A 21,649-nucleotide genomic window follows, 5' to 3' on the forward strand; every position below is an offset into this window, starting at 1 on the left:
AAAATACACCGTTAAACTATTGTGCCACCATTTGGATGTAGAATCTGACCAGTCATGTAGCTTGCGTCATCAGAAGCAAGAAATACATAGCTGGTTGCCACTTCAAAAGGTTGCCCTGCACGTTTCATTGGTGGTTTGGATGTGTCGGTTCCATAGGTTGCTACTTTTTCTGCTGAGTAGGAAGAGGGGATGAGAGGTGTCCAAATAGGTCCAGGTGCAACACCATTCACACGAATACCCTTGTCTAGAAGAGATTGTGAAAGGGAGCGTGTGAAAGTCAGGATGGCCCCTTTAGTAGCAGAGTAGTCAATTAATTCTTGATTTCCTTGATAGGCTGCGAGAGAAGTTGTATTAATAATGGAACTGCCCTTCTTTAAATGTGGTAAACAGGCTTTGGTCATATAGAAAAATGAGTAGATATTTGTTCGGAAGGTTACGTCTAATTGTTCTGCTGTGATATCTAATATGCTCTGTTGAATAAACTGTACTCCGTGATTATTAACCAGAATATCAATTTTTCCAAAATGATGGACTGCCTGTTGGACGACGGTATATGACATTTTTTCCTGTTGTAAATCACCGGGAACTAGTAGGCACTTTCTACCGATTTGTTCAATTCTACTTTTTGTTTCTTGTGCATCTTGATGTTCATAAAGGTAGGAAATAACTACGTCGGCTCCCTCTTTAGCATAAGCATAGGCGATGGCTCTTCCTATTCCACTATCCCCACCTGTGATAATAGCTACTCGGTCTTTCAGTTTTCCGCTTGCTTGGTAATAAGGATTTTCCGAAATAGGTTTTGGCTCCATAGTGTGTTCAAGACCTGGATGTTGTTCTTGGTGTTGAGGAGGAAAAGCAATATTTATATCTTGACACTTTTGTTTTTTTCCTAAGAATTTATAAACAGGATAGATAGGACATTCCCCTTTCCTATTTCATTTAAATAAGATAAAGTTCGTTAAAACCTTTTACTCACAGATTCGTTAGTGCTCGGATGGTTTCATAGCAATTTGCAATTGGATGATAATCCGTCTTCGTTACGGGGCTTTTCTTATTCCCTACCTTTTGATTAAATCGATTTACTTTTTCATACCAACCACCCCGTTTTTTATCTATGAAATAGTTCCAAGCGTAATTAAATAGAGCATCATAATTTCTCCAATATGTGAAAGCTTTTAATCGTGTTCCAAGAAGTGCTGATGCACCAATCGCTTCTGCCATCACCCAATAGTATTTATCTGATTCTAGTACTTTTCCTTCACGGTCAATCGAATAGTATATCCCCCCATATTCAGTGTCTAAGCCGGGCTTTAGTGCGCTATTATATAATTCTACTGCTCTCTCTATCATCCATGATTCAGATTTATATCTTTCCAAGAGTAAGAGTAGTTTGCTCCATTCAATCGAATGACCAGGAATAAAGCCTTGGGGCCGAAATTGCTGCATCTCTTTATTGGTTTCAATATAGTTCCAATCAATTACCCAATTAGGGTCATAGTGTTCCCATATTAAACCTTCTGATTGTTGAGCTAAATTTAAGGTAACATTATATGCTAATATATAGGCTCTCTCTAGATACTTATGGTTACCGGTTGCCTCATAGGCTGAGATCATTGCCTCGCACAGGTGCATATTCGGATTTTGCCCTCTGTATGGATTTATAATGGACCAATCTGAATTCATTTCATTTAGATATAACCCGTGATCTGGCTCCCAAAAATATTGGTCGAGTATGTTATAAATATAGTCTATTAGGTGAGAAGCGCAAGGTATCCCTGCCTGATAGGCTTTGGAAGCTGCAAGTAAAGCAAATGCGTGTCCATATGCATATTTCTTAGAAACAGACACCTGATTATCGTTTAACTTCCAAAAATAACCTCCGTTATTAATATCCAGATGATAATTTTGAAGGTAGGATAAACCATGCTCAGCCGCCTGTAGACACCATGAATCACCACGTAACATGGCTCCAACACTAAACACGTAAATAAAGCGAGATGTCCCTACTAAGTGTTTCGTCTGATTATTGCAGATTGTCCCGTCATCTAAGTAGCACTGAAAGTATCCACCATTACGATAATCAATACATCTTGGATAATAAAATTGCAAGGTACCAAATATATGATTGGTTAACCATGCTGGATCACGAACCCGAATCTCACTATTCATTCACCACCACTTCCTTTTTTGAAATCATTCCCATTCTTTTGGGACCTATCTTAAAATAGTGACTTAACTAAAAATATTCTTTTTAGGACGGCAATATACATTGTCCAAACAAACTGTTAAGGGACATGGGGTCAGGTTCCTTGTCCCAAACTCTATGTATGATTGCGGTTGGAAATTGATATTCATATTAAAATTATCATACTCGCAAGGACCAATTCTGATTTAGCAGGGGAAGAAAGAATAAGCGGATCAAGACAGTTGGGAAGCGGTGACCTTAAGACGCTGGAGGCAGAATAAACAAATGACGATTGTGAGGGAGACATAATGCCCGATAAGAAAAGAGTGTATATATCAGAACGATTTTATCATAATGTTTCCCGGGGAAATCGCCGTGAATCCTTATTTCGAAATGCCAGTGATTTTCAAGCTTTTCTTCATATCCTAAACAGAACTCTACGAAAAGTACCCCTTTGAAATCTCCTCCTTATTGCCTCATGAATAATCATTTCCATTTATAATTGCGTTCTAGTAGAGTACCCATTTCAATGCTAATGGCACTGATCGATAAACGTTATGACAATTACTATAAGCCAAATACCGTAACTGGCCATGTCTTTGAAAAACGGTTTTATGAAAAAAGGATTGACGACAAAGAGGGAATGTTAAAAGTCACCCGTTATATTCATCTTAACTCATTGAGGAAGATAATAGTAAAAAGAGAGAAAAAGTGAAATAGACAGAATTCTTGTTCATAATGACTCTCCGAAACAATTTTGAAGCTATTGTCTGCAATTTACAAACAGTAGCTTCAAAAAGTTACTAACCGAACTTTAGAAAATTAACGGTAAACTAATCCACCATCTGTTAAGATTGCTTGACCTGTAATATAATCTGAATCATCAGAAGCTAAGAATGAAACTAAATTCGCTACATCTCTTGGTGTTTGGTAACGCTGCAATGCAATACCTGCACTATACTCAGCAAATGCTTCACCTGGTTGTAAAGCACCATTACTATAACGTACCATTTCTTCATCAATTCGATCCCACATTTTTGTTTTCGCAATACCTGGACAATATGCATTAACTGTAATTTGATATTTTGCTAGTTCTTTTGCTGCAGTATGTGTAAATGAACGTACTGCATGTTTTGTTGCAGAATAAGTACCTAACATTTCATAGGATTCATGACCTGCTATACTGCAAGCGTTAATGACTTTACCTTTTGAACCTTGCTCTATAAATTGTTTAGCAGCAGCTTGTGTACCAAATACAACTCCATTTACGTTAATGTTAAATAGGCGGTTTAATTCATTTTCCTCGATTTCTAAGAAAGGTTTAACTGCATCAATACCTGCGTTGTTTACAAACACATCTAAATGTCCAAATGCTTCTACTGCTTTTTGGACAAGATTAAACTGATCTTTTCGATTTGAAACATCCCCAACAACGCCAATTACATCAGCGTTTTGAGATTTTAATTCTTCCAGAGTGGCATTCAATAACTCTTGATTAATATCATGTAATACTACTTTGAAACCATCTTTAATTAATCGTTCTGCAATCCCACGACCTAAGCCACCAGCTGAACCTGTAATAACTGCAACTTTACTCATTGAATCAACACTCCCTTTAATTTATTTGTACAGAAAAATACATTTTCTATAGCTCTATTTTTAATAATATTGAAATGTATACTTAAAATCAAATAACTTGTTTTCAAAGATACGTTTCTTTAAAACTCGAATTTTGAGATTAATTCATTTTTATATAAATAATTTGGTTTTGTTAAGATAATGAGTATTATAGGGATGCTAATTTAATGTATCTTGATACTAGATATAAAAGTGGAAACAGATTGTTATAATAAAATAAAGAATATAGAACACTAAAGAAGTGTTTAGATGGAAAAAAGTAATGGTAAACACTATTTGGACAATTTTATGAGCATTTTTCTTCTTTAATTCGTTTGTATTTCGTTGATAGAAATCTTAATTTTCCCTTCATATTTCTCCATATTTATTAGCAAGCAGTATATATCGTTCAAATTCTGGTATTTCATCCCAATATAAAGAGTCATGTAAGTAGTTAAGTTCAACATGTTGAAAAAAGTTCTTCTCCATTACGGATTTTAGTTTTTCTCCAGAGACACCTTTATAAAATGGAATAGAATCATCTATCTCACTAAATTCATTTTGATATAATCGTTTCTTCCATTCACCTTCAATGATGGCTAATTTCCCATCTGGTTTTAAAACCCTTTTCCATTCTATTAATGCTTTATTTGGATTAGAGATATTCGAAATGAGAAAGCGGTTAACAACAAGATCAAATGAATCATCTTTAAATGAAAGAGATTCAGCATCTTCAATGTGAAAATCAATTATGTACCCTCGTTCTTTTGCTTTTTGTTTCCCTTTTTCTAACATATTAGTAGCTATATCAACACCAGTTACTTTGTGACCCTCTTTTGCAAAAAGTAAACTAAGAAATCCAGTTCCACAACCAACATCTAAGACATTCAGTTTTTTATCGCCACTTATTGCTTTAATAAGTTTTAACCATATTTCTTCTTGTTCAGCACTATGAATATCATGATGACCCGTAGAATCGTACAATCTTGCTCTTCTATTCCAATGTTTTGCTACAAGTTCCTTAATATTTGCGTTTTTTTCATCCATAAAATATCCCTCCATAAATTTTTGTTGTTATTGGTTTTTACGATTATGGATCTTCCACAGTGGGTGGCAATTGTGGAAGGTCTATGGCCGAATTCCTGGCTAAAAGAAGTAAGAATCAAGTCGTTTTTTATAATGCCCCGTTGGCAAATATAGAAGCCAGTTGTGTAAGAGTGGCGACAGTCACCGGAAAGAAAATATAGTGAGTTTCGAATATGGTTTTGATACAAATGAAGTAGATCACAAATAAGGAGCTTTTCAAAAAACGATTTCCATTACTCTTGGTCACAGTGACGGCCCGAAATTTGTCGAAGATTGATAGAGAGTTAGATTGTGTGAATGTGATAAACTGAAATAGCAACTGAATATTGTGAGGGTGGTTGGTTGTTGTGCTTCTTTCCGTTTAGGAAAGGAGGTGATAATCATGGAAACATTTCTTGAATTTGTTCGTGAAGTTCTGAAGGGGATTGTGCGTGAGATAAGCGCCTATTTCTTTCGGAAGAACATATTAGAAAACAAGAAAACCACCCTACGCCGTCGCAAGCAAAAGGGTGGTTCTCGACCAAAATAATATTTAATTGACAACCATACCCTGACGGTAGAGGTTGCAGGGAGAAGTGTTCGCGCACTTCTCTTTTTCATTATATACGTTTATTATATAGCTTATAACAATTGCTTTCAACTATGTGTCAAAATTTAGGTCACAAGCAAGAAAGCCAGCAATGCCTAGTACACCTACAACCATTACGATGAAAATGCTCATTCTCATTAAACCTCCATTCCTATTGCTAGTATATGAATATTTATCACGACAACGCGGAATTAACGTAGAATTCTGAAATGACTGACTGTTATAATTATAACAAATTTATGGAAACAGAGATGCCATAAAAAATTATGTTTCATGGGAGGGGGATAGTGTGATGCATTTTGAACTTGAACAGATTAAGTACAGTTTGTTTCTCTGAAGGCTGTCTAGAATATAAATTTAATTTCTAAAATAACAATCCAATTCATTATTTATTCGAGAAAAGCATAGAGGAAGTTTTGCGTTATCTTGGTAGTGAAATAATGAATGGCCACGTGATTATTATCGTCTTCTAAATATTTTTCGAAGTAAGAAAAATATTAGTATAGTTAAAAGGAATGCTAGTCTGAAATACCCAGGTATTAAGCCGATAATCCATATACTTGTTGTGATAGTTGCAAATGATAAATATTCTATATACTTAACATGTTGCCATTTCTTCTTGTTTAGTAGAATGATTATATACGCAATGATAGGTGCTACTATTGATATAAAGTATATAAATTTTTCTTTTGTGTACCATGGATTTCTTTTCATTTTTATACCCATTCTTTCTTTTATTTTATAAAAATAAGGCTTATAACAGTTAAAAACTTATGCTTGTAGAATCTAAATATATTAATGTAGTATAAATACTATTACTTTTGCTCCAATTCCTGCTAAATAAAACATAAGACTGATAGTGGATTGAAGATATGTCCCTTTGCTCTTGGTTTCTTTCGGAAAACTTTATATTAGTAACAATATATCTTTTTAAGGAGATGATCGGATGCTTAGTGAAATAGTAGAAACTTTAATCATTCTGTGGGCAGGAAAAGATATTAGTTATTATCCGACCGAGGAACAAAAGAATCAGAATCTAAAATTACTTAGAAACGAACAATGGTTTAAAGATTTATTTTCAGAGCATACAGAGCTGTTTTTGAAGAATAAAAAGCTCCGTCATTTTATTGGAGCAGTTAACCCCCAAATAATCTTAGCTAATCCAAAAAAGAAAAAAAGGTTTGAAGAAGATCTAATCTATCTTATAAAGATTATAGAAAAACATCAAAAATAAGCAGAATTGTTGAGTGAAGGAAGCGGATTTAAAAGAGTCACAAAAAAACGAAATATGCGCGGCCGTTGGGCTGCTTTTTTGTTGTTATTTAAGCCTTTCACAGCATGTATTGACTAAAAAATAACAGAATAGAACATAATAAACACATGTAATTTAATACATATAATAATACACATTTAAATACACATTATAATACACAATTTCATATTTATAGTATATAATGGGAGGTGAAAACAATTATGAAAGAAAAGGAGATGAGTAAATTGTCTGCCAAAGCAATCGAAGAAGTACAAAAAATCCGTCATGGTTTCCAAATGGGGAGCAGAGTAGGAGTCACACAGCTAGGTCGATCCACACAATGGCGTGAAGATTTGGACCGATTAGCTGCAATGGAGGTTGTGGATCGTAACGAAACAAAAGCAATTTTACTCAAGCCGGAAGTGTATCAAGCGATGATCGAGTATATGTCCTTATTAGAACGTAAAAAAGAAGAATTAGAAGTAGAAATCGAAACAGCAGAAGTGGAACAGCTATATGGATATCGTTTAAAACGCAAAGAAGCAGAGTATGTTAGGGGTGGAAAAGAAGCTGCAGAAGATGCGGTTGCCCTTTTCTTATCTAATCCAGAAAAGTTTAGGTCTCCACTAGATGATGATAAGTAATTCCAAAATAGCTGAAACGATTGCTCAAATTACTACCATATCGGGCATTCAACATGTACCGACAGATGTTATTACCGACGTTATAAATTTAGCAAATGCTTTTCCGAACGATTTCGATTTCGATTCCGCCGCTGACAATGTTATTCGATCGATTATTCAAATTAAAAGAAACCCCCATATCGGAGGGCTGCTCCGAGATAATTATGTGGGTTATCGTTCTTTTCATTATCAAAGTAAAAGAGTAAACAAGCACCCAGCCGATATGCGTACCATATATCGATATCGTGAAGATAATGGAGTTATCTATCTTCATGGATTTGGTCACTGTCATAATCCGGATAGTGTCTATAAAAGATTTCAGGGCAGATAACAATCCTTTGCGGGACTGTCAAATGAGGCTGGGACATAAGTATTTCAATCAACAACAAACACGAACTATAATGTAATTAAATTACATTATAGTTCGTGTTTGTTTTTTAGAAAAAGGTTTAAAAACGAAGTGAAATGGAGCGGAGGACGCTCGACTCCTGCGGGAAATAGAGGAAAGGCTGAGACCCCGCAGCGCAGCGAGGAGGCTTAGCTTCCTCCCCGGCGCATCGTGCGTCCGTAGCGCAATGGAACGACTTAGTTTTTACACTTATCTAGATTTAAAAACATAGATAACCATCATGAGAAAGTAGCCTTATTTAAGAGATAAATTAAAGATTGTTCGTCTTTAAAGATTAGTTATTTAGTTTTGTCCCACCTTCTTTTTTATATGGGACAAGATGCCGGATTCCTTGTCCCATATAATTACTTGGAAGAAAAACGATTGAATTATCATAGGTTTATTCCATAAACAGTATTATAATGGATGGTATATCCAGTTAATGGATTGTATTGTTGGATATTTATGAAATTTGTATTAGTTCTTATTATTTATTATGAAGAGAATTGAAGGGATGGTTTTACTGCATCCTTGTCTTTATAAGATATAATAGGAAAAATCATAGTTGCTAAAATGTAATCAAGGATAGAGGAAAGATTATCTATTAAAGAATTCAAACTACAGTAATCGAAACAAGTTCTAATGGATGGAGTAAAGTAAAGGTGAATAATAAAACAGGATGGGTTTCTAGTAAATATCTATCTACCAAAAAACCAGTCGTTACAGAAAGTACTTCTCCTAAAGAAACTTCAACTTCTGATTCTAAAAAGCCCACTACACCTACTCAAAGCACGCCTGCATCTAGTGGTAACGTAGCGGATCAACTGAAAACGATTGATGCAAACCAACAACTAATTCTCGTTACAACAAATGGATCGAGTACAAGTTCCGCAACCATTCGTACATTTGAAAAGGATTCAAAGGGAAAATGGACCCAGTTACTTAACATTGCAGGCTATATTGGTAAAAAAGGATTCGCTACTCCTTCCGCTATGAGTGAAGGCGGGAAGAAGGCTCCAATCGGAAAATATACAATTGGGACAGCATTCGGGCGTTATGATAACCCTGGTACTAAATTACCTTATCGGAAAATTACGAGTGATGATGTCTGGATAGATGATCCTAACTCAGAGCTATACAACACTTGGCAATCAAAAAGCAAAACCCAAGACCAGTGGAACAGTGCCGAAAACATGAATATTGCAGCTTACAATTACGGATTTGTGATTAATTACAATACAGCACGAACTCCAAATAAAGGGAGTGCGATTTTCTTCCATGTTAGCAGTAGTTACACTCTCGGTTGCACCGGTACATCTCAAGCAAACGTAATAAGCATCTTAAAATGGCTAGATCCAGGAAAAAATCCTGTAATTATCCAAACCCCTGTTTCAGGATTAGGAAACTACTAATAAAGGGATGGTTTCAGCAACTCCTCGCATATCATGTTTCACGAGAATTTTAGACTTTTCCTGTCTAAGTTTAAAAAAATCCTGATTATAAAATTGGGATTTTTTTAATTATAGAAGATGGAAGACGGTTTTCTTATAGTGTCATTTATTAAAATCATTAGTTTGATTTTGAATGTCTATCCCAATAAAATTTAACGCACAAAAAATAGCGACTGAACTATTGCTAGGCTGGTTGGCTGTTTTGCTTTTGAATATTAGAAAATAAGAAAAAGCTCACGGAGTTTATGTTGGTTACAATAACACAGAATATGGATATCATTCACACTTTACTACGGGGGAACTTATGAAATTTCATTATTATTTAGGCTGGTTTAATAATTTTTTCCCAGCGAAGTTGAGCAGGGTATTACAGGAGGATATAACCGATAGAAAATCACTTGTGATGATTAGCTCAGATCCATTTTTTTATGAAATGGATGGTGCTACGGAGCGTTCGTGGTTTGACCAGGCTGGCATTATGTTTGATGAATATCATTTAATAAATTATCGAGTACAGAAGGAAGAGGCCAATAGCATCATTCAAAATGCCTCCGTTATTTTCTTATTGGGCGGAGATACGATTAAACAAAATGAGTTTTTAAGGGATTATGAATTGTCTGTTGCTATTAAAAAAAGCAGAGCTGTTGTAATGGGAGCGAGCGCTGGTGCAATTAACATGTCTGCTAAGTGGTTATGCTCGAAAAGCTTTGGCTATAACATTGAAACCAGTTCTGTTTACGAAGGAATCGGTCTGGACGATTTTTCCGTCCTGTCTCATTTTGATCTTGAAAATAATCTTCCATTGGTTCAAGACGAACTATCTCACTTATCGGAAGAAATGAATATTTACGCATCGAACAAAGATTGCGCAGTACGTGTAAAGGACGATAAAGTCGACATTTTAGGCAATGTCTATTTAATTTCCCGCTCAATGATTCAAAAACTAGATGAGACGCTCTGAATTTTTGATTATAGGGATGAGCTGAATAATCTTGTTTTACAGGAATATTTCGCGGCTGTAACCCACTGCAAGAATAGTCAAACTAGTAAAATACTATCCTCAGAGTAGCCATCAATAGAAGAAGCAAAGGGAAGAAAGTTAGCTTATTGCAAACTTCTAGGGGCAATGGTAACGCCCCTAGAAGAAAAAGCCTCTATTAGCTATTCGTATGATATTTCATTTACCTACATAAGGTTACTGCTTATTGTTCTTCCTCTTCCTGAAACAACATGTCCACCTCGTCCCTCACTTCCATAAGAAACGATGTTGCATCAATCTGCAATACATCACAAATGGCATGAAATAGTCCTGTGGCTGGATGGGAATGGCCAAGCTCGACATTGTTGACATGGTTGATACTAAAGCCTGTATCTTCTGCAAGTTTCTGTATGCTTACATCACGTATTTTTCTTCTATTTCGAATATGTCTACCTAATACGGTCATGTAAGTTTTGCTTTTATAAAGCTCATTAGACACGGTTATCCCTCTTTTTTCCTCATTATCTAAAGAGAAAAAAGTAATGACCATAAAGGATAATGTGTGTTTTTCTATATTTTTACATATTCAACAAGAAAATTTTCAAATAAAATGTTTTCTGAATAAATAATTGTATTCCTTACAAGACAATCTACTCATTAAGTGCCTTCTTGCATAACCAAGTTCGATACATTTGCTTTTCTAATATATGTAAGGATTCATTCATCTTTATTTCTCTGCCATTTTTAAATTGGATAATAGAACGATAGTTGCCTTTAGTTGGTTTAATTTCGTCGACATGATGGAAGAATATCCAACTGCAATGAGCTTGGTTTGGGGAGGTAGTTGGAAATGCATAGATGTTTTTTTGTGGATTAATGGGAATCGGAATTTTCTTATGAATGCCTGTCAAATAAGTCATTGAAGTCCTCCTGCCATTATACTCAGCGCCCCCTCGCTTTGCCGCTAGCTTAATTAATTCCAATGGCGTTTGTTTCACAAATAATTCTCGCTTTCCCTCCAGTACGATAGTCTGATAGTCTAGCTGAAAAGCAGGTGTTAGTGCATTTGTTTCTTCATTCACATTGTACGTAGTAAGAATTTCTTTCATTTTGGATACTCCTTTTTAAGTGGATTTTTTCATGGAGTAGGGAGGCGTGTCCCGTTATCTTAGGTGGGGATGGAGGAATTTCATTAGCAGAGATAAAGTATGTGTAATGGTGAGCAATTAATCCTATATGAAATTATAGAAAAAAGGTGAAAGTACTAGCTCTATTTTCTCACTAACAATATTAACCCTCCTTTTCTCCTATTATCTATAAAAAATAGGAATTGAAAACCAAGTATAATGGGTATTTATGTAATTTTCTGATTTTTTATATAAATATACTTCGTTTAGTGTTCCTTTTCACTAACTCGTATTTCATTTTAAAGTAATTTTTGTTAATCTAACTAAAGTAAGGAATATTATTAGTAAAATAGTTAGATAGGAATGAGGACATGAGTGATTTAATCGTTGCAGTGGGGAAAGTATTGTTTAAGGTTGTCGAGTGGCTGTTAGATCAGCTGTTGGGGGATACTTACACTCATTTTAAAACTAGAATTAGTAAATGGCTACAAAGGAAAATAAAGGGGAAGTCCAAAAGGTATCAAACCATTCAACAAGACGATGGGGTACTTTGGATAGCAGGCCGAAAAACAAATTTTGTCGTTAGCGGTGGTTCTGGAGAATTTGCTTATGATCGAAATTATATCCAGACAAGGTATGATGATGAGTATTTCGAATTGCCTCAAGAATTGAAAGAGCTGCGAGACAAGATTGAAGCAAGAGAACAAATGAAAAAAGAGCAAGGCCTAAAGCATATGTACAATACATATCAGGTAGCCTTAACCAATGCTTTTCAAACAAACACGGATATTATTGAAAAACCATATCCAGTTTTACATTTCAAAAGATCTGATTATTATAACTTTCAAGCAACGGTGGCAAGCCTAGACAATTACCAATTAAGCAGTGGAGAAACGATTAGAGAAAAATATATCGATCAAGCCATACAGGATTTACATGTGCCTTCCGATGTCTTGTCCCAAGGGATTGGAATCGTCTTAACAGTCGTAACCGCAGACGAAAAAATTGTTCTTACAAGAAGAAGAGCAGATACAGGCATTCGTCCAAATGAATTGGATGTTAGTGTAGTAGAAGCAATTGATCCATATCAAGATGCAGTAGAAAATTCCAACGGAGAGCAAAATTCCCGTAAAACCATCGATCTCTACAAAGTAGCTATTAGGGGATTAAAGCAAGAATTAGGGATTGTAGCTAGTCCAGATCAAATCCATCTCCTCGGATTTGGTGTAGATTTAGAATACTACCAATGGAACATCATAGGCACGGTAAAAACAGAACTTACCTCCAGCCAAATTATCGAATTAAAGTCATCCGGCATTCATGGCATTAACGAATTATCCAAGATAGAATTCATCCACCATGACCATATCAAGGTTGCAGAAGTCCTCCGTGATCAGCCATTATGGAGTACCGCTCAAATTGCTCTGTATTGGACGATGGTATATGACATGGGGAATCCTAATAAGGTTTTTGCGGATAGGACTTTTAAGTCGGTTTTTGGGAGAACGTAGGGTGATAGATTTACTTTAGGGGAAGGTGTGTACATCCTCTGAAGTTACATCTGATTGATCTTTTTATTAAGGAAAAGCAGCAATCTCTATACTATGTGTTAGAAAGGAACAAGATAAATGGCTTTTTTAGAAAAAATACAACCACACTTACTCAGTCCAGATTTATTAATCCAGGAAACGATTTTATACGCGATTAATGATTATCCTGCCCTTCCTGCTGATTGGACGGTTCATTTATTGCAGGAGGCTTTTTCAAATAAAGATAAGCTATCTTCTATTTTAATTCATATAGAAAATCAGCCAATAACGGAAGAAGCATTACAAATTTTGATGGAAAAGATACCGACCATGGACCGAACAAAGGTTCATCTGGCTTTGAAATTATTAAACAATGTGGAACCAGCACTAGCGCTGAAATATAAAGAGGCCTTAAAAGGGTTTATTCCCGAAGATAATTGGTCCTTATTTGAACTATTAGTAGGCGGAGAAGAAGAGGAAGTTTATGAGAAATATGGAGAAGTTATAAATGCTATGGAGACAGCAAGTACATTCCCGTATCTTCTATTTAAGCAAGCTAAATATATCGCGAATTGTATAGTGAAAAAAGGCTGGATTACAGAAGAAGAAATAGATATGGTTTTCGCAGAAGAAATAGAGAATCAGTGGTTTTCTTTCAATGGTATCCTAAATGTCTATATGGTTGGTTTGCTAAAAATAGAAAAGTATATTCCCCTTTTAGCAAGCTTGCTAGAACGAGAAGAAGACTCATTATTAGAGGAAGTTTCCACAGCCCTTATTAGCTTTCAATCTGACAAAGTGGTGACTGCTGTAGAACCTTATGTGAAGAAGTCTGAATCCGTTATTTATGCCGCATCTATAGTTGAAAATATTAAAACAGATTTGGCAGTTAATGTGTTAAGAGAAGCTTATTCCACATTCAACGATTTGGAAAATCAAGACACAGTAATAGAAGCTCTTTGTCATCAATTTTCAGAAGATGGACTTCCGGAAATAAGCAAACATATGAAGAAGGAATACTTTTCCTTTTTTATTGATATGGAACATACTGCCTACAGTTATTATTCCATTTTAGGTTTCAATCATCCAAAATTAGGGGATTGGAAAAAGGCTGCACTGCAAAGAGAGTTAGAACATAAAGTAAGTTTAAACCAAAATAGAAGTGCTATAGAGCCTATTCGTAAAGAAAATAAGGTAGGAAGAAATGATCCATGTCCATGTGGTAGTGGGAAAAAGTATAAGAAGTGTTGTGGGAAATAAATTAAAGAGAGAAGGAAGCGATTTCCGTTGCTTCTTTCTTTAAAATGCAAACGTTTGCGTTATTTTTGCATTAAATACTAAAATTTTGAATTTTTTTCTTGTAAAATGGTAGATATATTACTATAATCAAAGATAAGTTTAGTGCAAACGTTTTAATTGAAAATGGGAGGTAATAAAATGAAAAAGATGTTTTCATTTGAATTTTGGCAAAAATTCGGAAAGGCACTAATGGTAGTGGTAGCTGTTATGCCGGCAGCTGGTATTATGATTAGTTTAGGAAAGTTAATTGCAATGATTGATGCTTCTGTTTTTATTACAATTGGAAGCGTTGTAGAGAACATTGGTTGGGGAATTATTGGTAATTTACATATTTTATTCGCATTAGCAATTGGTGGTTCATGGGCTAAGGAAAAAGCAGGTGGAGCATTTGCTGCTGGGATTGCCTTCTTATTAATTAATAGAATTACAGGATCTATCTTTGGTGTAACAAATGATATGCTTTCCCAAGAGGGAGCTTTTACGCATACTTTATTTGGAACGAAGATTTTAATAGATGGATATTTTACAAGTGTATTGGAAGCGCCCGCACTTAATATGGGTGTTTTCGTGGGGATTATATCCGGGTTTATCGGAGCAATTGTCTATAATAAATATTATAATTTCAGAAAGCTGCCTGATGCACTTGCTTTCTTTAATGGAAAACGATTTGTACCGTTTGTAGTTATTCTGTGGTCTGTTATCGTATCTTTAATGCTTGCAGTGATTTGGCCAACTATCCAAACAGGAATTAATCAATTTGGATTATGGATTGCTACCTCAAGTGAAAGCGCTCCAATCCTAGCGCCTTTTATCTATGGTACGGCAGAACGCCTTCTCATTCCATTCGGTCTACATCATATGTTAACGATTCCAATCAACTATACATCATTGGGTGGAACCTATACGATTATGTCTGGTGTGATGGCTGGTAAAGAAGTATTTGGACAAGATCCACTTTGGTTAGCATGGGCAAGTGATTTAGTGAATCTACAAAATGCAGGGGACACTGCTGCATATAACCAATTGCTATCATCTGTTACTCCAGCACGTTTCAAAGTAGGGCAAATGATTGGTGCTACTGCTATTTTAATGGGTGTGGCTGTTGCGATATACCGAAATGTTGATATGGATAAAAAGAAAAAATATAAGTCGATGATTTTTTCAGCAGCGATAGCTGTATTCTTAACAGGAGTTACAGAGCCTCTAGAATTCATGTTTATGTTTGCAGCACCATTACTTTATGTTGTTTATGCTATTTTACAAGGATTAGCTTTTGCCTCTGCCGATATTGTAGATTTACGCTTGCATTCCTTTGGGAATCTAGAGCTAATCACACGCTTACCAATTGCTTTTAAAGCAGGCTTGGGCGGCGATGTTCTAAACTTTGTGATTGTGTGTATTGTCTTTTTTATAGTGAGCTATTTCATTGCGAATTTCATGATTAAGAAATTTAATTTTTCAACACCAGGTCGTAATGGTAATTATGAAAGTGATGCAGATTCTAACAATACAGAGACTGGGAATGCTGGACCTACTAACAGCCAAGTTTTAGAGATTGTAGCATTATTAGGTGGAAAAGCTAATATTACAGATGTGGATGCATGTATGACAAGATTGCGTGTATCTGTAAAAGAGATAGATAAAGTTGGCGACGAATCGTCCTGGAGAGCGGCTGGCGCAATGGGCTTAATTAAAAAGGATGGCGGTGTTCAGGCTATCTATGGTCCAAAGGCGGACATTCTGAAATCAGACATTAATGATTATTTGGAGCAAGGGGAATGAAATTATTAACGTTAAATACCCATAGCTGGATAGAAGAAAAACCTTTGGAAAAACTCGAGGCGATCAAGGAGCAATTGCTGGCTGATCCATATGATGTAATTTCCTTGCAGGAGGTAAATCAGTCGATGGATGCAGAGGAAGCGGAGGTAGATTCTTATTTCATAGTCCCGAATCCAGATACGGTGATTAAAAAAGATAATTTTGCTTTTCTTCTCCAGCAGGAGCTGAAGAAAAGCGGGCTCGAATATTATTGGAGCTGGGTTCCTAGTCATATTGGTTACGACCAATATGATGAAGGAATCGCCATTCTCACTCGATTTAAAGTAACAAATACAAGAGGGATATTGCTGTCACGCAAAGATGATTATACTGACTATCATACAAGAAAAGCATTGGAAGTTCGTTTTCAAGCGAATGATAAAAACTATTTTGTGTACGGATTGCATCTATCTTGGTGGCAGGATGAGACAGAAAGCTATCCTTTCTTGTATGAATGGAACAAGCTAGTAGAAGCATGGGAAACGGAAGCGCAGAAAGGTAGCTGTATTTTGTTGATGGGCGATTTTAATAACCCTGCCCATATCGAGAAACAAGGCTATAGCGTTGTTTCCAAGCATCCGCTTTTAAAGGATGCTTATCTGGACGCCACCGTTAAAAACGGCAGCCATACAGTTGAGAAGAAAATTGATGGTTGGGAGAACAATAGTGATCTTCTTCGCATTGATTATATCTTCGTTTCTGCTAATTTATCTGTAGACTCATATGAAACGGTTTTTGATGGAAGAAAGACCCCGGTTGTGTCTGATCATTTTGGGGTGGGGGTTAGGTTAGAGTGACAGGCACCATAAAAAGACAAAAAGCATAAGTTGGTTAGAGTGACAGGCACCATAAAAAGACAAAAAGAATATTTTGTCTTTCTGTGAAGGACAATGGGAAAGGAATCATTTTTTGGTTCTTTCCTATTTTTTTGTGGGGAAATGCAGGGATTTTGATTGTTAGGTAGAATGTTGTAATTTAATGTTCTTTCTTTCTTCGTATTCTTTCTATTTATTTAGTGAAGCATTGATAACCCTCCCCTTTTGCTTTGGCAAAATCTATCCATTTTATCCTTCATCGTAGTAATGAAATTTCATAAAAAAGGAGGTAGTTAGTTGGCTAGAAAAAGGCGCATTTGGTATCCTGGTGCTAGTTATCATATTACGAGTCGAGGTATTCGTCGAACTTCTTTATTTTGGGACAAGGAAGATCGAGATGAATATTTGCGATTGTTGGCAGAAGCAATGGAAAAAAGGCCTTTTATTCTGCAAACCTATTGTTTGATGACAAATCACATTCATCTTCAAATAAAAACCCTTCAACATTCCCCAAGTGATATTATAAGAATTCTCCATTTTAATTACGCAATCTATGTTAATAAGAAATACGATTTTACAGGACATGTGTTTGAAAGTCGTTATGGATCTGAGTTGATTACGTCTGCTCAATATGAATTAGAGGTAAATCGGTATATTCATCTGAATCCAATTCGAGCCGGTATGGTAGATAGCTTAGAAGAATATCATTGGAGTAGTTATTTCGACTATATAGAGGCAAAGGAAGGAAGTCTGGTAAATTCAGAACGGATTCTTGCTTACTTTCCTGAGCCTAAAACTGAGCAATATCTTCAATTTTTACATGCAAGAGGGAAAGAATCGGATCAATATCCAGTCTGAGTTTTGATAGAACCGCTTTTAGGACAGTTGTATATGTGTTAGAGGTTATAAATGATACAGTGGAGTGGTACAATGAAAATTATATAAATAGTAGAAAATTTATAAGAAGTCATATATGGACCGATGTAGATGAAAGGGGTATGGAATGAAAATAGATAAAAGAAAGAATCAAAAAGAGAAAGTTAAGGGATTGGCTACATTAAAAGAAGGGCTAACTGTATATAAAGTGGCAGACCTTCGAGAGTTTGGTAAAAAACTAGGAATCAAAAATTTAAGCTCTTTAAAAAAGGCAGAATTAATTTCCTATTTAGCGGAGGAAATTCCTAATTATCTTAGAACGATAATTAGTGAGTATGATGAGCGACGAATTTTTTTACTAAAGAGGATTATTGCTAATAATGGAATAATAAGTGAAGAGGATGTAGAAATAGAGGAGATGGAGTATTTCCCGAAGACGGGTTTCATGTTTATTGTCTATCATAATCGAAACCCATTCGTAACGATTCCTGTAGAAATATTGCCTTCTTTAGAAGAAATTGTTCAAGATAGTGCAATTCTTACCGATGTGAAGCGAAATACAGAATGGATTAAGATAACGCGCGGATTAGTCTATTATTACGGAACTATACCTGCAAACCAATTAATAGAGTTGGTGGAAAAATATATACCGATCCATCCAAACGTTCCTGCGTTTAATCGTGTTATTTTGGATGCAATGGAATATTACCAAGAAGTTCATTATGACAGGTACGGTTATTCTTACTGGGAAGTCCTAGAACCTGCAGAGATTTTGGCAGAACAAGCGTTGAGAAAAAATATTGCTTATTATCCTTTTACGAAGAAACAGCTCCTTGAAGCTGGTGAAACGAACTATTTGGAGCGTCCAAAGGGGTATTCTCAACTTATGGAACTATTTACAGAGGTGTATCAGATTCCAAAGGACGAAGCGAAGGCAATAATTGATGACTGTATCATACATGTGAAATTAAACCAACACCCTAGTCAGATTCTTCAATATTTACAGTTGGAATTACCACTCGAAAGCTTAGAAGAAGTAAAAAGGCTAATGGATATCATTGTTGTTTTTATGAATAATACAAGACAATGGTATTTAAAAGGATATACACCAGTAGAGTTATCAGGACGTGATAAGCAGGCATCACCGCCTTTATCGAGTCAAAAAGGAGAAGTTATTAGCTTTCAAACTCGTGAAAAAATTGGCAGGAACGATCCATGTCCTTGTGGTAGTGGGAAAAAGTATAAGAAATGTTGTGGGAAGTAGTTAGGGGTAGTTATAAATATTAAATAGGAAAGAAAATGAGATTTCTATCATCGTTGGGTAGATGAGGAGGATTTACCAGTATGATAAATGCTAAGACGAATCGATTATCTGAAGAAGAAATAAAAGCCATATTGAGAGCAGCGGATATGGTCATTGACAGTGGAGGAAGAACGCTTCTTGCGAAAATTCTAAAGGGCTCACGGGAGAAGAAGGTATTACAACTGGAGCTGGATAAGTGTCCGGCTTATGGTTATTTTAAAAAAGAGAAACTAGAAGAGATTATGAAGAAAATTGATTGGATGATTGATTATGATTTTCTAGATATTCAGTATTCTGGAAAACTCCCGATGATTATTTTTACAGAGCGAGGATGGGACATTGAATCTGATCAATATACGGATGAGCTGTTAAATGAATGGAAGGAATGGATCGAGCAAGGGAAGCAAGATCCAGATATGAGCTATTTAAAGGATCGAAACAGAAGCATGATTCTCTTGCTACTAGAGAAAGTGAGAGAATCTGGGGATCAATCATTTATCCCTTATTTAGAATTATGGGAGAAAGTGGATTATAAAAAAGTAACAGAAGAGATTCGTACAACGATAAATGTATTAACCAGTGATGAGCCGATTGATAGCTCGATTGTAAAGGAAAGAAAGGAATATATCAAAAAAGCACTAAAAGGTGTGGAGCCGCAAGATATTCTTTTAAAATGCTGGGAATGTGGAGACCGGTTTACTTTTACATTAGGAGAGCAGCAGTTTTATAAGATGAAGGGGTTATCTTATCCTAAGCGGTGTAAAGAGTGTCGAATATAGGTGACAGGCACCATAAAAAGACAGTTGTTAGATTTTGTCCATATCAGAAGGACAAAACTTATGATTGGATGGCGATAGCTGGTATCATGAGAGTTTCCAAACTTTTGGGAGCTCTTTTTTTGCTTTTGGACTTCTATAGAAGCTGGAATACTGGTGAAAACAACTTAGGGATGAGCCTAAGATTAATAGTTAATAGACATTCTTAAGCAAATTGGGCAAGAGAACTAAACCAACTATTAAATCAAACATAATTATCTATGGAATTACTTATAGCTAAGTAAGACAATACCTTCTCTCATCTCCATACCAGATGAGGTTATTTCGTATAATGTACTTCGGAAATAAGTATCAGAATATAAAAAATATTGTCATATATTCTGACAACATTATAGATTTCCAAAAAAGTTAGTAGTATCATTCATATATGTTATTTAATTTTGAAACATCGTTCCGTTCAGTGAAACGAATGGCGGTAGAAAGACATAAAAGATAATTTTGGGGAGAGGAGAAGGGAAGTAGTTAGTGGTTCTTTTGATAGAAAGATAGGAACTTTTTTCATTATTTTTGATAAGGGGAGGATTTTTTCAGTGAATATGAAAGTACATGAAACTTCAGAGGTACCGGAAAAGAAGATAACGGGTTATCAGTGGAAAACACTATGGTCTTCAACGATTGGGTATGCCATGGATGGATTGGATATGATGATTTTGGCATATACGTTGCCGCTTATTATAGCTTTTTTTGGCATTAATCAAGCACAGGCGGGAAGTCTTTCTACGATTACTTTGCTTGGGGCTGTAATTGGCGGAATTGTGTTTGGAGTAATGGCCGATAAATTTGGGCGAGTACGTGTGTTTACTTGGACTATTTTAATTTTTTCTGTTTTTACAGGTTTGTGTGCTTTAGCTCCTAATTTAGAAACATTTGCTATCTTCCGCTTTTTAGCTGGTTTAGGGCTTGGGGGAGAATTTGGAATTGGGATGACGCTTGTCAGTGAGACTTGGCCGAAAAAGTATCGATCTCGTGCTACATCTGTTGTAGCGGTCGGCTTTCAAATAGGAATTGTTCTTGCTACTTTAACAGTATTATTTGTTGCACCGAAATTTGGATGGCACGGTGTATTCCTTGCAGGGGTTGTACCAGCTATTTTTGCATTTTGGTCCCGCAAAAATTTAAAGGAACCAGAGATTTGGACAAAGCTAAAAGAAGAAAATAAAAATAAGATAGCAATTGGACAATTATTTGCTTCTAAGGACACAACGAAGATAACGATTGGCTTAATCATTGCTACAAGCGTTCAAAATTTCGGCTTTTATGGCATTATGACTTGGATGCCCACAATGCTTGCTTCAGAACTAGGTTATGATTTTAATAAAACAACGTTATGGACAGTAACGACGATTATCGGCATGATTTTAGGGATTTTAATCTTTGGTTATTTGGCAGATAAAATTGGACGCAGACCATCTTATATTACCTTCTTGATTGCAGCAGCAATTATTGTTTGGGTTTATTTCCAAGTGACATCTACGGTAGCGTTATTGCTTCTTGGCGGAGTATTAGGATTCTTTGTAAATGGGATGATGGGTGGCTATGGAGCACTTCTAGCGGAACATTATAATACAGAAGTTCGTTCCACTGCGGAAAATATAATTTTTAATGTAGGGCGAGCGATTGCTGGATTTGCGCCATTTATTATTGGCTATATCTCTCTTAATCATTCTTTAAGCTATGCACTTAGCTTACTATCAGGTGTTTATATTTTATCTGCATTAGCGTTTATCTTTTTAATTCCTGAATCGAAGGATAAAGAGATTGTTTAACAATTAAGGTTAAATACAGTTTCACTATATCTATATTTTAAAAGAGA

General features: G+C 35.7%; 22 protein-coding genes. 16 read left to right on the forward strand and 6 right to left on the reverse strand.

The features are described from left to right. Positions 1-11: 11 nt before the first annotated feature. Both ACWNMZ_RS18390 and ACWNMZ_RS18395 read right to left on the reverse strand, forming a co-directional pair. Entirely contained in the window at positions 12-914 is a 903-nt protein-coding gene (locus ACWNMZ_RS18390; RefSeq protein ID WP_449598776.1) for an SDR family oxidoreductase, read from the reverse strand. Between the two features lie 58 nt (positions 915-972). Next, the gene (locus ACWNMZ_RS18395; protein ID WP_449598757.1) at positions 973-2,169 is read right to left on the reverse strand and encodes an AGE family epimerase/isomerase; all 1,197 of its coding nucleotides are present in this window, start codon (positions 2,167-2,169) and stop codon (positions 973-975) included. 518 nt (positions 2,170-2,687) lie between these two features. Here ACWNMZ_RS18395 and ACWNMZ_RS18400 point away from each other — a divergent pair. Continuing rightward, positions 2,688-2,900, forward strand: coding sequence for a hypothetical protein (locus ACWNMZ_RS18400; protein ID WP_449598758.1), 213 nt, complete (start codon positions 2,688-2,690; stop codon positions 2,898-2,900). Between the two features lie 107 nt (positions 2,901-3,007). Here ACWNMZ_RS18400 and ACWNMZ_RS18405 read toward each other — a convergent pair whose 3' ends face one another. Together ACWNMZ_RS18405 and ACWNMZ_RS18410 are read right to left on the reverse strand one after the other, a co-directional pair. Then, the gene (locus ACWNMZ_RS18405) at positions 3,008-3,784 is read right to left on the reverse strand and encodes an acetoin reductase (RefSeq protein ID WP_031540103.1); all 777 of its coding nucleotides are present in this window, start codon (positions 3,782-3,784) and stop codon (positions 3,008-3,010) included. A gap of 387 nt (positions 3,785-4,171) precedes the next feature. Beyond that, positions 4,172-4,849 (reverse strand): class I SAM-dependent methyltransferase, encoded by a 678-nt coding sequence (locus ACWNMZ_RS18410; protein ID WP_031540104.1) that lies wholly within the window; start codon positions 4,847-4,849, stop codon positions 4,172-4,174. Positions 4,850-5,270: 421 nt separating this feature from the next. Here ACWNMZ_RS18410 and ACWNMZ_RS18415 point away from each other — a divergent pair, with 421 nt between their 5' ends. From ACWNMZ_RS18415 to ACWNMZ_RS18445, 7 genes are all read left to right on the forward strand, one after another. Next, positions 5,271-5,417 (forward strand): hypothetical protein, encoded by a 147-nt coding sequence (locus ACWNMZ_RS18415; RefSeq protein WP_192840943.1) that lies wholly within the window; start codon positions 5,271-5,273, stop codon positions 5,415-5,417. A 115-nt stretch (positions 5,418-5,532) separates the two neighbouring features. Then, the gene (locus tag ACWNMZ_RS18420) at positions 5,533-5,685 is read left to right on the forward strand and encodes a hypothetical protein (protein ID WP_449598759.1); all 153 of its coding nucleotides are present in this window, start codon (positions 5,533-5,535) and stop codon (positions 5,683-5,685) included. A 738-nt stretch (positions 5,686-6,423) separates the two neighbouring features. Further along, the gene (locus ACWNMZ_RS18425) at positions 6,424-6,711 is read left to right on the forward strand and encodes a hypothetical protein (protein ID WP_031540315.1); all 288 of its coding nucleotides are present in this window, start codon (positions 6,424-6,426) and stop codon (positions 6,709-6,711) included. A 239-nt stretch (positions 6,712-6,950) separates the two neighbouring features. Next, the gene (locus ACWNMZ_RS18430) at positions 6,951-7,373 is read left to right on the forward strand and encodes a hypothetical protein (protein WP_031540316.1); all 423 of its coding nucleotides are present in this window, start codon (positions 6,951-6,953) and stop codon (positions 7,371-7,373) included. Further along, on the forward strand, positions 7,360-7,743 hold the full coding sequence (locus ACWNMZ_RS18435) for a hypothetical protein (protein WP_031540317.1): 384 nt from the start codon (positions 7,360-7,362) through the stop codon (positions 7,741-7,743). The genes ACWNMZ_RS18430 and ACWNMZ_RS18435 overlap by 14 nt, the downstream gene beginning before the upstream one ends. A 719-nt stretch (positions 7,744-8,462) precedes the next feature. After that, positions 8,463-9,212 carry a L,D-transpeptidase family protein gene (locus ACWNMZ_RS18440; protein ID WP_065429048.1) on the forward strand — a complete coding sequence of 250 codons (750 nt, stop codon included), beginning with the start codon at positions 8,463-8,465 and terminating at the stop codon, positions 9,210-9,212. A gap of 343 nt (positions 9,213-9,555) precedes the next feature. Continuing rightward, positions 9,556-10,212 carry a Type 1 glutamine amidotransferase-like domain-containing protein gene (locus tag ACWNMZ_RS18445; protein WP_349205238.1) on the forward strand — a complete coding sequence of 219 codons (657 nt, stop codon included), beginning with the start codon at positions 9,556-9,558 and terminating at the stop codon, positions 10,210-10,212. Positions 10,213-10,453: 241 nt separating this feature from the next. On the opposite strand, the gene ACWNMZ_RS18450 is transcribed toward ACWNMZ_RS18445, so the two are convergent. Both ACWNMZ_RS18450 and ACWNMZ_RS18455 read right to left on the reverse strand, forming a co-directional pair. Beyond that, positions 10,454-10,780, reverse strand: coding sequence for a helix-turn-helix domain-containing protein (locus ACWNMZ_RS18450; RefSeq protein ID WP_109768541.1), 327 nt, complete (start codon positions 10,778-10,780; stop codon positions 10,454-10,456). Positions 10,781-10,880: 100 nt separating this feature from the next. Further along, positions 10,881-11,339: a competence protein ComK gene (locus ACWNMZ_RS18455; RefSeq protein ID WP_031538587.1), complete on the reverse strand. Its 459-nt coding sequence runs from the start codon at positions 11,337-11,339 to the stop codon at positions 10,881-10,883. A 389-nt stretch (positions 11,340-11,728) separates the two neighbouring features. On the opposite strand from ACWNMZ_RS18455, the gene ACWNMZ_RS18460 reads away from it, so the two are divergent. The 8 genes from ACWNMZ_RS18460 to ACWNMZ_RS18495 all read left to right on the forward strand — a co-directional run bounded on the left by ACWNMZ_RS18460 (position 11,729) and on the right by ACWNMZ_RS18495 (position 21,602). Further along, positions 11,729-12,868, forward strand: a complete 1,140-nt coding sequence (locus tag ACWNMZ_RS18460) for a hypothetical protein (protein WP_048716973.1) — start codon at positions 11,729-11,731, stop codon at positions 12,866-12,868. A gap of 117 nt (positions 12,869-12,985) precedes the next feature. Beyond that, positions 12,986-14,146, forward strand: a complete 1,161-nt coding sequence (locus ACWNMZ_RS18465; RefSeq protein WP_449598760.1) for a YecA family protein — start codon at positions 12,986-12,988, stop codon at positions 14,144-14,146. Between the two features lie 177 nt (positions 14,147-14,323). Then, positions 14,324-15,967 (forward strand): PTS transporter subunit IIBC, encoded by a 1,644-nt coding sequence (locus ACWNMZ_RS18470; protein WP_449598761.1) that lies wholly within the window; start codon positions 14,324-14,326, stop codon positions 15,965-15,967. Next, entirely contained in the window at positions 15,964-16,803 is an 840-nt protein-coding gene (locus ACWNMZ_RS18475; RefSeq protein ID WP_031538595.1) for an endonuclease/exonuclease/phosphatase family protein, read from the forward strand. Before ACWNMZ_RS18470 ends, ACWNMZ_RS18475 begins: the two co-directional genes overlap by 4 nt. A 315-nt stretch (positions 16,804-17,118) precedes the next feature. Continuing rightward, on the forward strand, positions 17,119-17,679 hold the full coding sequence (locus ACWNMZ_RS18480) for a transposase (RefSeq protein WP_449598762.1): 561 nt from the start codon (positions 17,119-17,121) through the stop codon (positions 17,677-17,679). Between the two features lie 145 nt (positions 17,680-17,824). Continuing rightward, the gene (locus tag ACWNMZ_RS18485; protein ID WP_449598763.1) at positions 17,825-18,961 is read left to right on the forward strand and encodes an SEC-C metal-binding domain-containing protein; all 1,137 of its coding nucleotides are present in this window, start codon (positions 17,825-17,827) and stop codon (positions 18,959-18,961) included. Positions 18,962-19,041: 80 nt separating this feature from the next. Further along, a complete protein-coding gene (locus ACWNMZ_RS18490) occupies positions 19,042-19,779 on the forward strand; it encodes an RQC-minor-1 family DNA-binding protein (protein WP_449598764.1) in 738 nt (245 codons plus the stop codon). Between the two features lie 593 nt (positions 19,780-20,372). After that, positions 20,373-21,602, forward strand: coding sequence for an MFS transporter (locus ACWNMZ_RS18495; RefSeq protein ID WP_349205247.1), 1,230 nt, complete (start codon positions 20,373-20,375; stop codon positions 21,600-21,602). Positions 21,603-21,649 lie beyond the last annotated feature (47 nt).

The organism is Niallia sp. Marseille-Q9988, from assembly GCF_976954375.1.

What these genes read in the sequence shown, in the direction of transcription:
- ACWNMZ_RS18395 (WP_449598757.1), bottom strand. Translation starts at nt 2,169, where the DNA reads ATGAATAGTGAGATTCGGGTTCGTGATCCAGCATGGTTAACCAATCAT.
- ACWNMZ_RS18405 (WP_031540103.1), bottom strand. Translation starts at nt 3,784, where the DNA reads ATGAGTAAAGTTGCAGTTATTACAGGTTCAGCTGGTGGCTTAGGTCGT.
- ACWNMZ_RS18410 (WP_031540104.1), bottom strand. Translation starts at nt 4,849, where the DNA reads ATGGATGAAAAAAACGCAAATATTAAGGAACTTGTAGCAAAACATTGG.
- ACWNMZ_RS18415 (WP_192840943.1), top strand. Translation starts at nt 5,271, where the DNA reads ATGGAAACATTTCTTGAATTTGTTCGTGAAGTTCTGAAGGGGATTGTG.
- ACWNMZ_RS18425 (WP_031540315.1), top strand. Translation starts at nt 6,424, where the DNA reads ATGCTTAGTGAAATAGTAGAAACTTTAATCATTCTGTGGGCAGGAAAA.
- ACWNMZ_RS18430 (WP_031540316.1), top strand. Translation starts at nt 6,951, where the DNA reads ATGAAAGAAAAGGAGATGAGTAAATTGTCTGCCAAAGCAATCGAAGAA.
- ACWNMZ_RS18435 (WP_031540317.1), top strand. Translation starts at nt 7,360, where the DNA reads ATGATGATAAGTAATTCCAAAATAGCTGAAACGATTGCTCAAATTACT.
- ACWNMZ_RS18445 (WP_349205238.1), top strand. Translation starts at nt 9,556, where the DNA reads ATGAAATTTCATTATTATTTAGGCTGGTTTAATAATTTTTTCCCAGCG.
- ACWNMZ_RS18450 (WP_109768541.1), bottom strand. Translation starts at nt 10,780, where the DNA reads ATGGTCATTACTTTTTTCTCTTTAGATAATGAGGAAAAAAGAGGGATA.
- ACWNMZ_RS18455 (WP_031538587.1), bottom strand. Translation starts at nt 11,339, where the DNA reads ATGAAAGAAATTCTTACTACGTACAATGTGAATGAAGAAACAAATGCA.
- ACWNMZ_RS18460 (WP_048716973.1), top strand. Translation starts at nt 11,729, where the DNA reads ATGAGTGATTTAATCGTTGCAGTGGGGAAAGTATTGTTTAAGGTTGTC.
- ACWNMZ_RS18465 (WP_449598760.1), top strand. Translation starts at nt 12,986, where the DNA reads ATGGCTTTTTTAGAAAAAATACAACCACACTTACTCAGTCCAGATTTA.
- ACWNMZ_RS18470 (WP_449598761.1), top strand. Translation starts at nt 14,324, where the DNA reads ATGAAAAAGATGTTTTCATTTGAATTTTGGCAAAAATTCGGAAAGGCA.
- ACWNMZ_RS18475 (WP_031538595.1), top strand. Translation starts at nt 15,964, where the DNA reads ATGAAATTATTAACGTTAAATACCCATAGCTGGATAGAAGAAAAACCT.
- ACWNMZ_RS18485 (WP_449598763.1), top strand. Translation starts at nt 17,825, where the DNA reads ATGAAAATAGATAAAAGAAAGAATCAAAAAGAGAAAGTTAAGGGATTG.
- ACWNMZ_RS18490 (WP_449598764.1), top strand. Translation starts at nt 19,042, where the DNA reads ATGATAAATGCTAAGACGAATCGATTATCTGAAGAAGAAATAAAAGCC.
- ACWNMZ_RS18495 (WP_349205247.1), top strand. Translation starts at nt 20,373, where the DNA reads ATGAAAGTACATGAAACTTCAGAGGTACCGGAAAAGAAGATAACGGGT.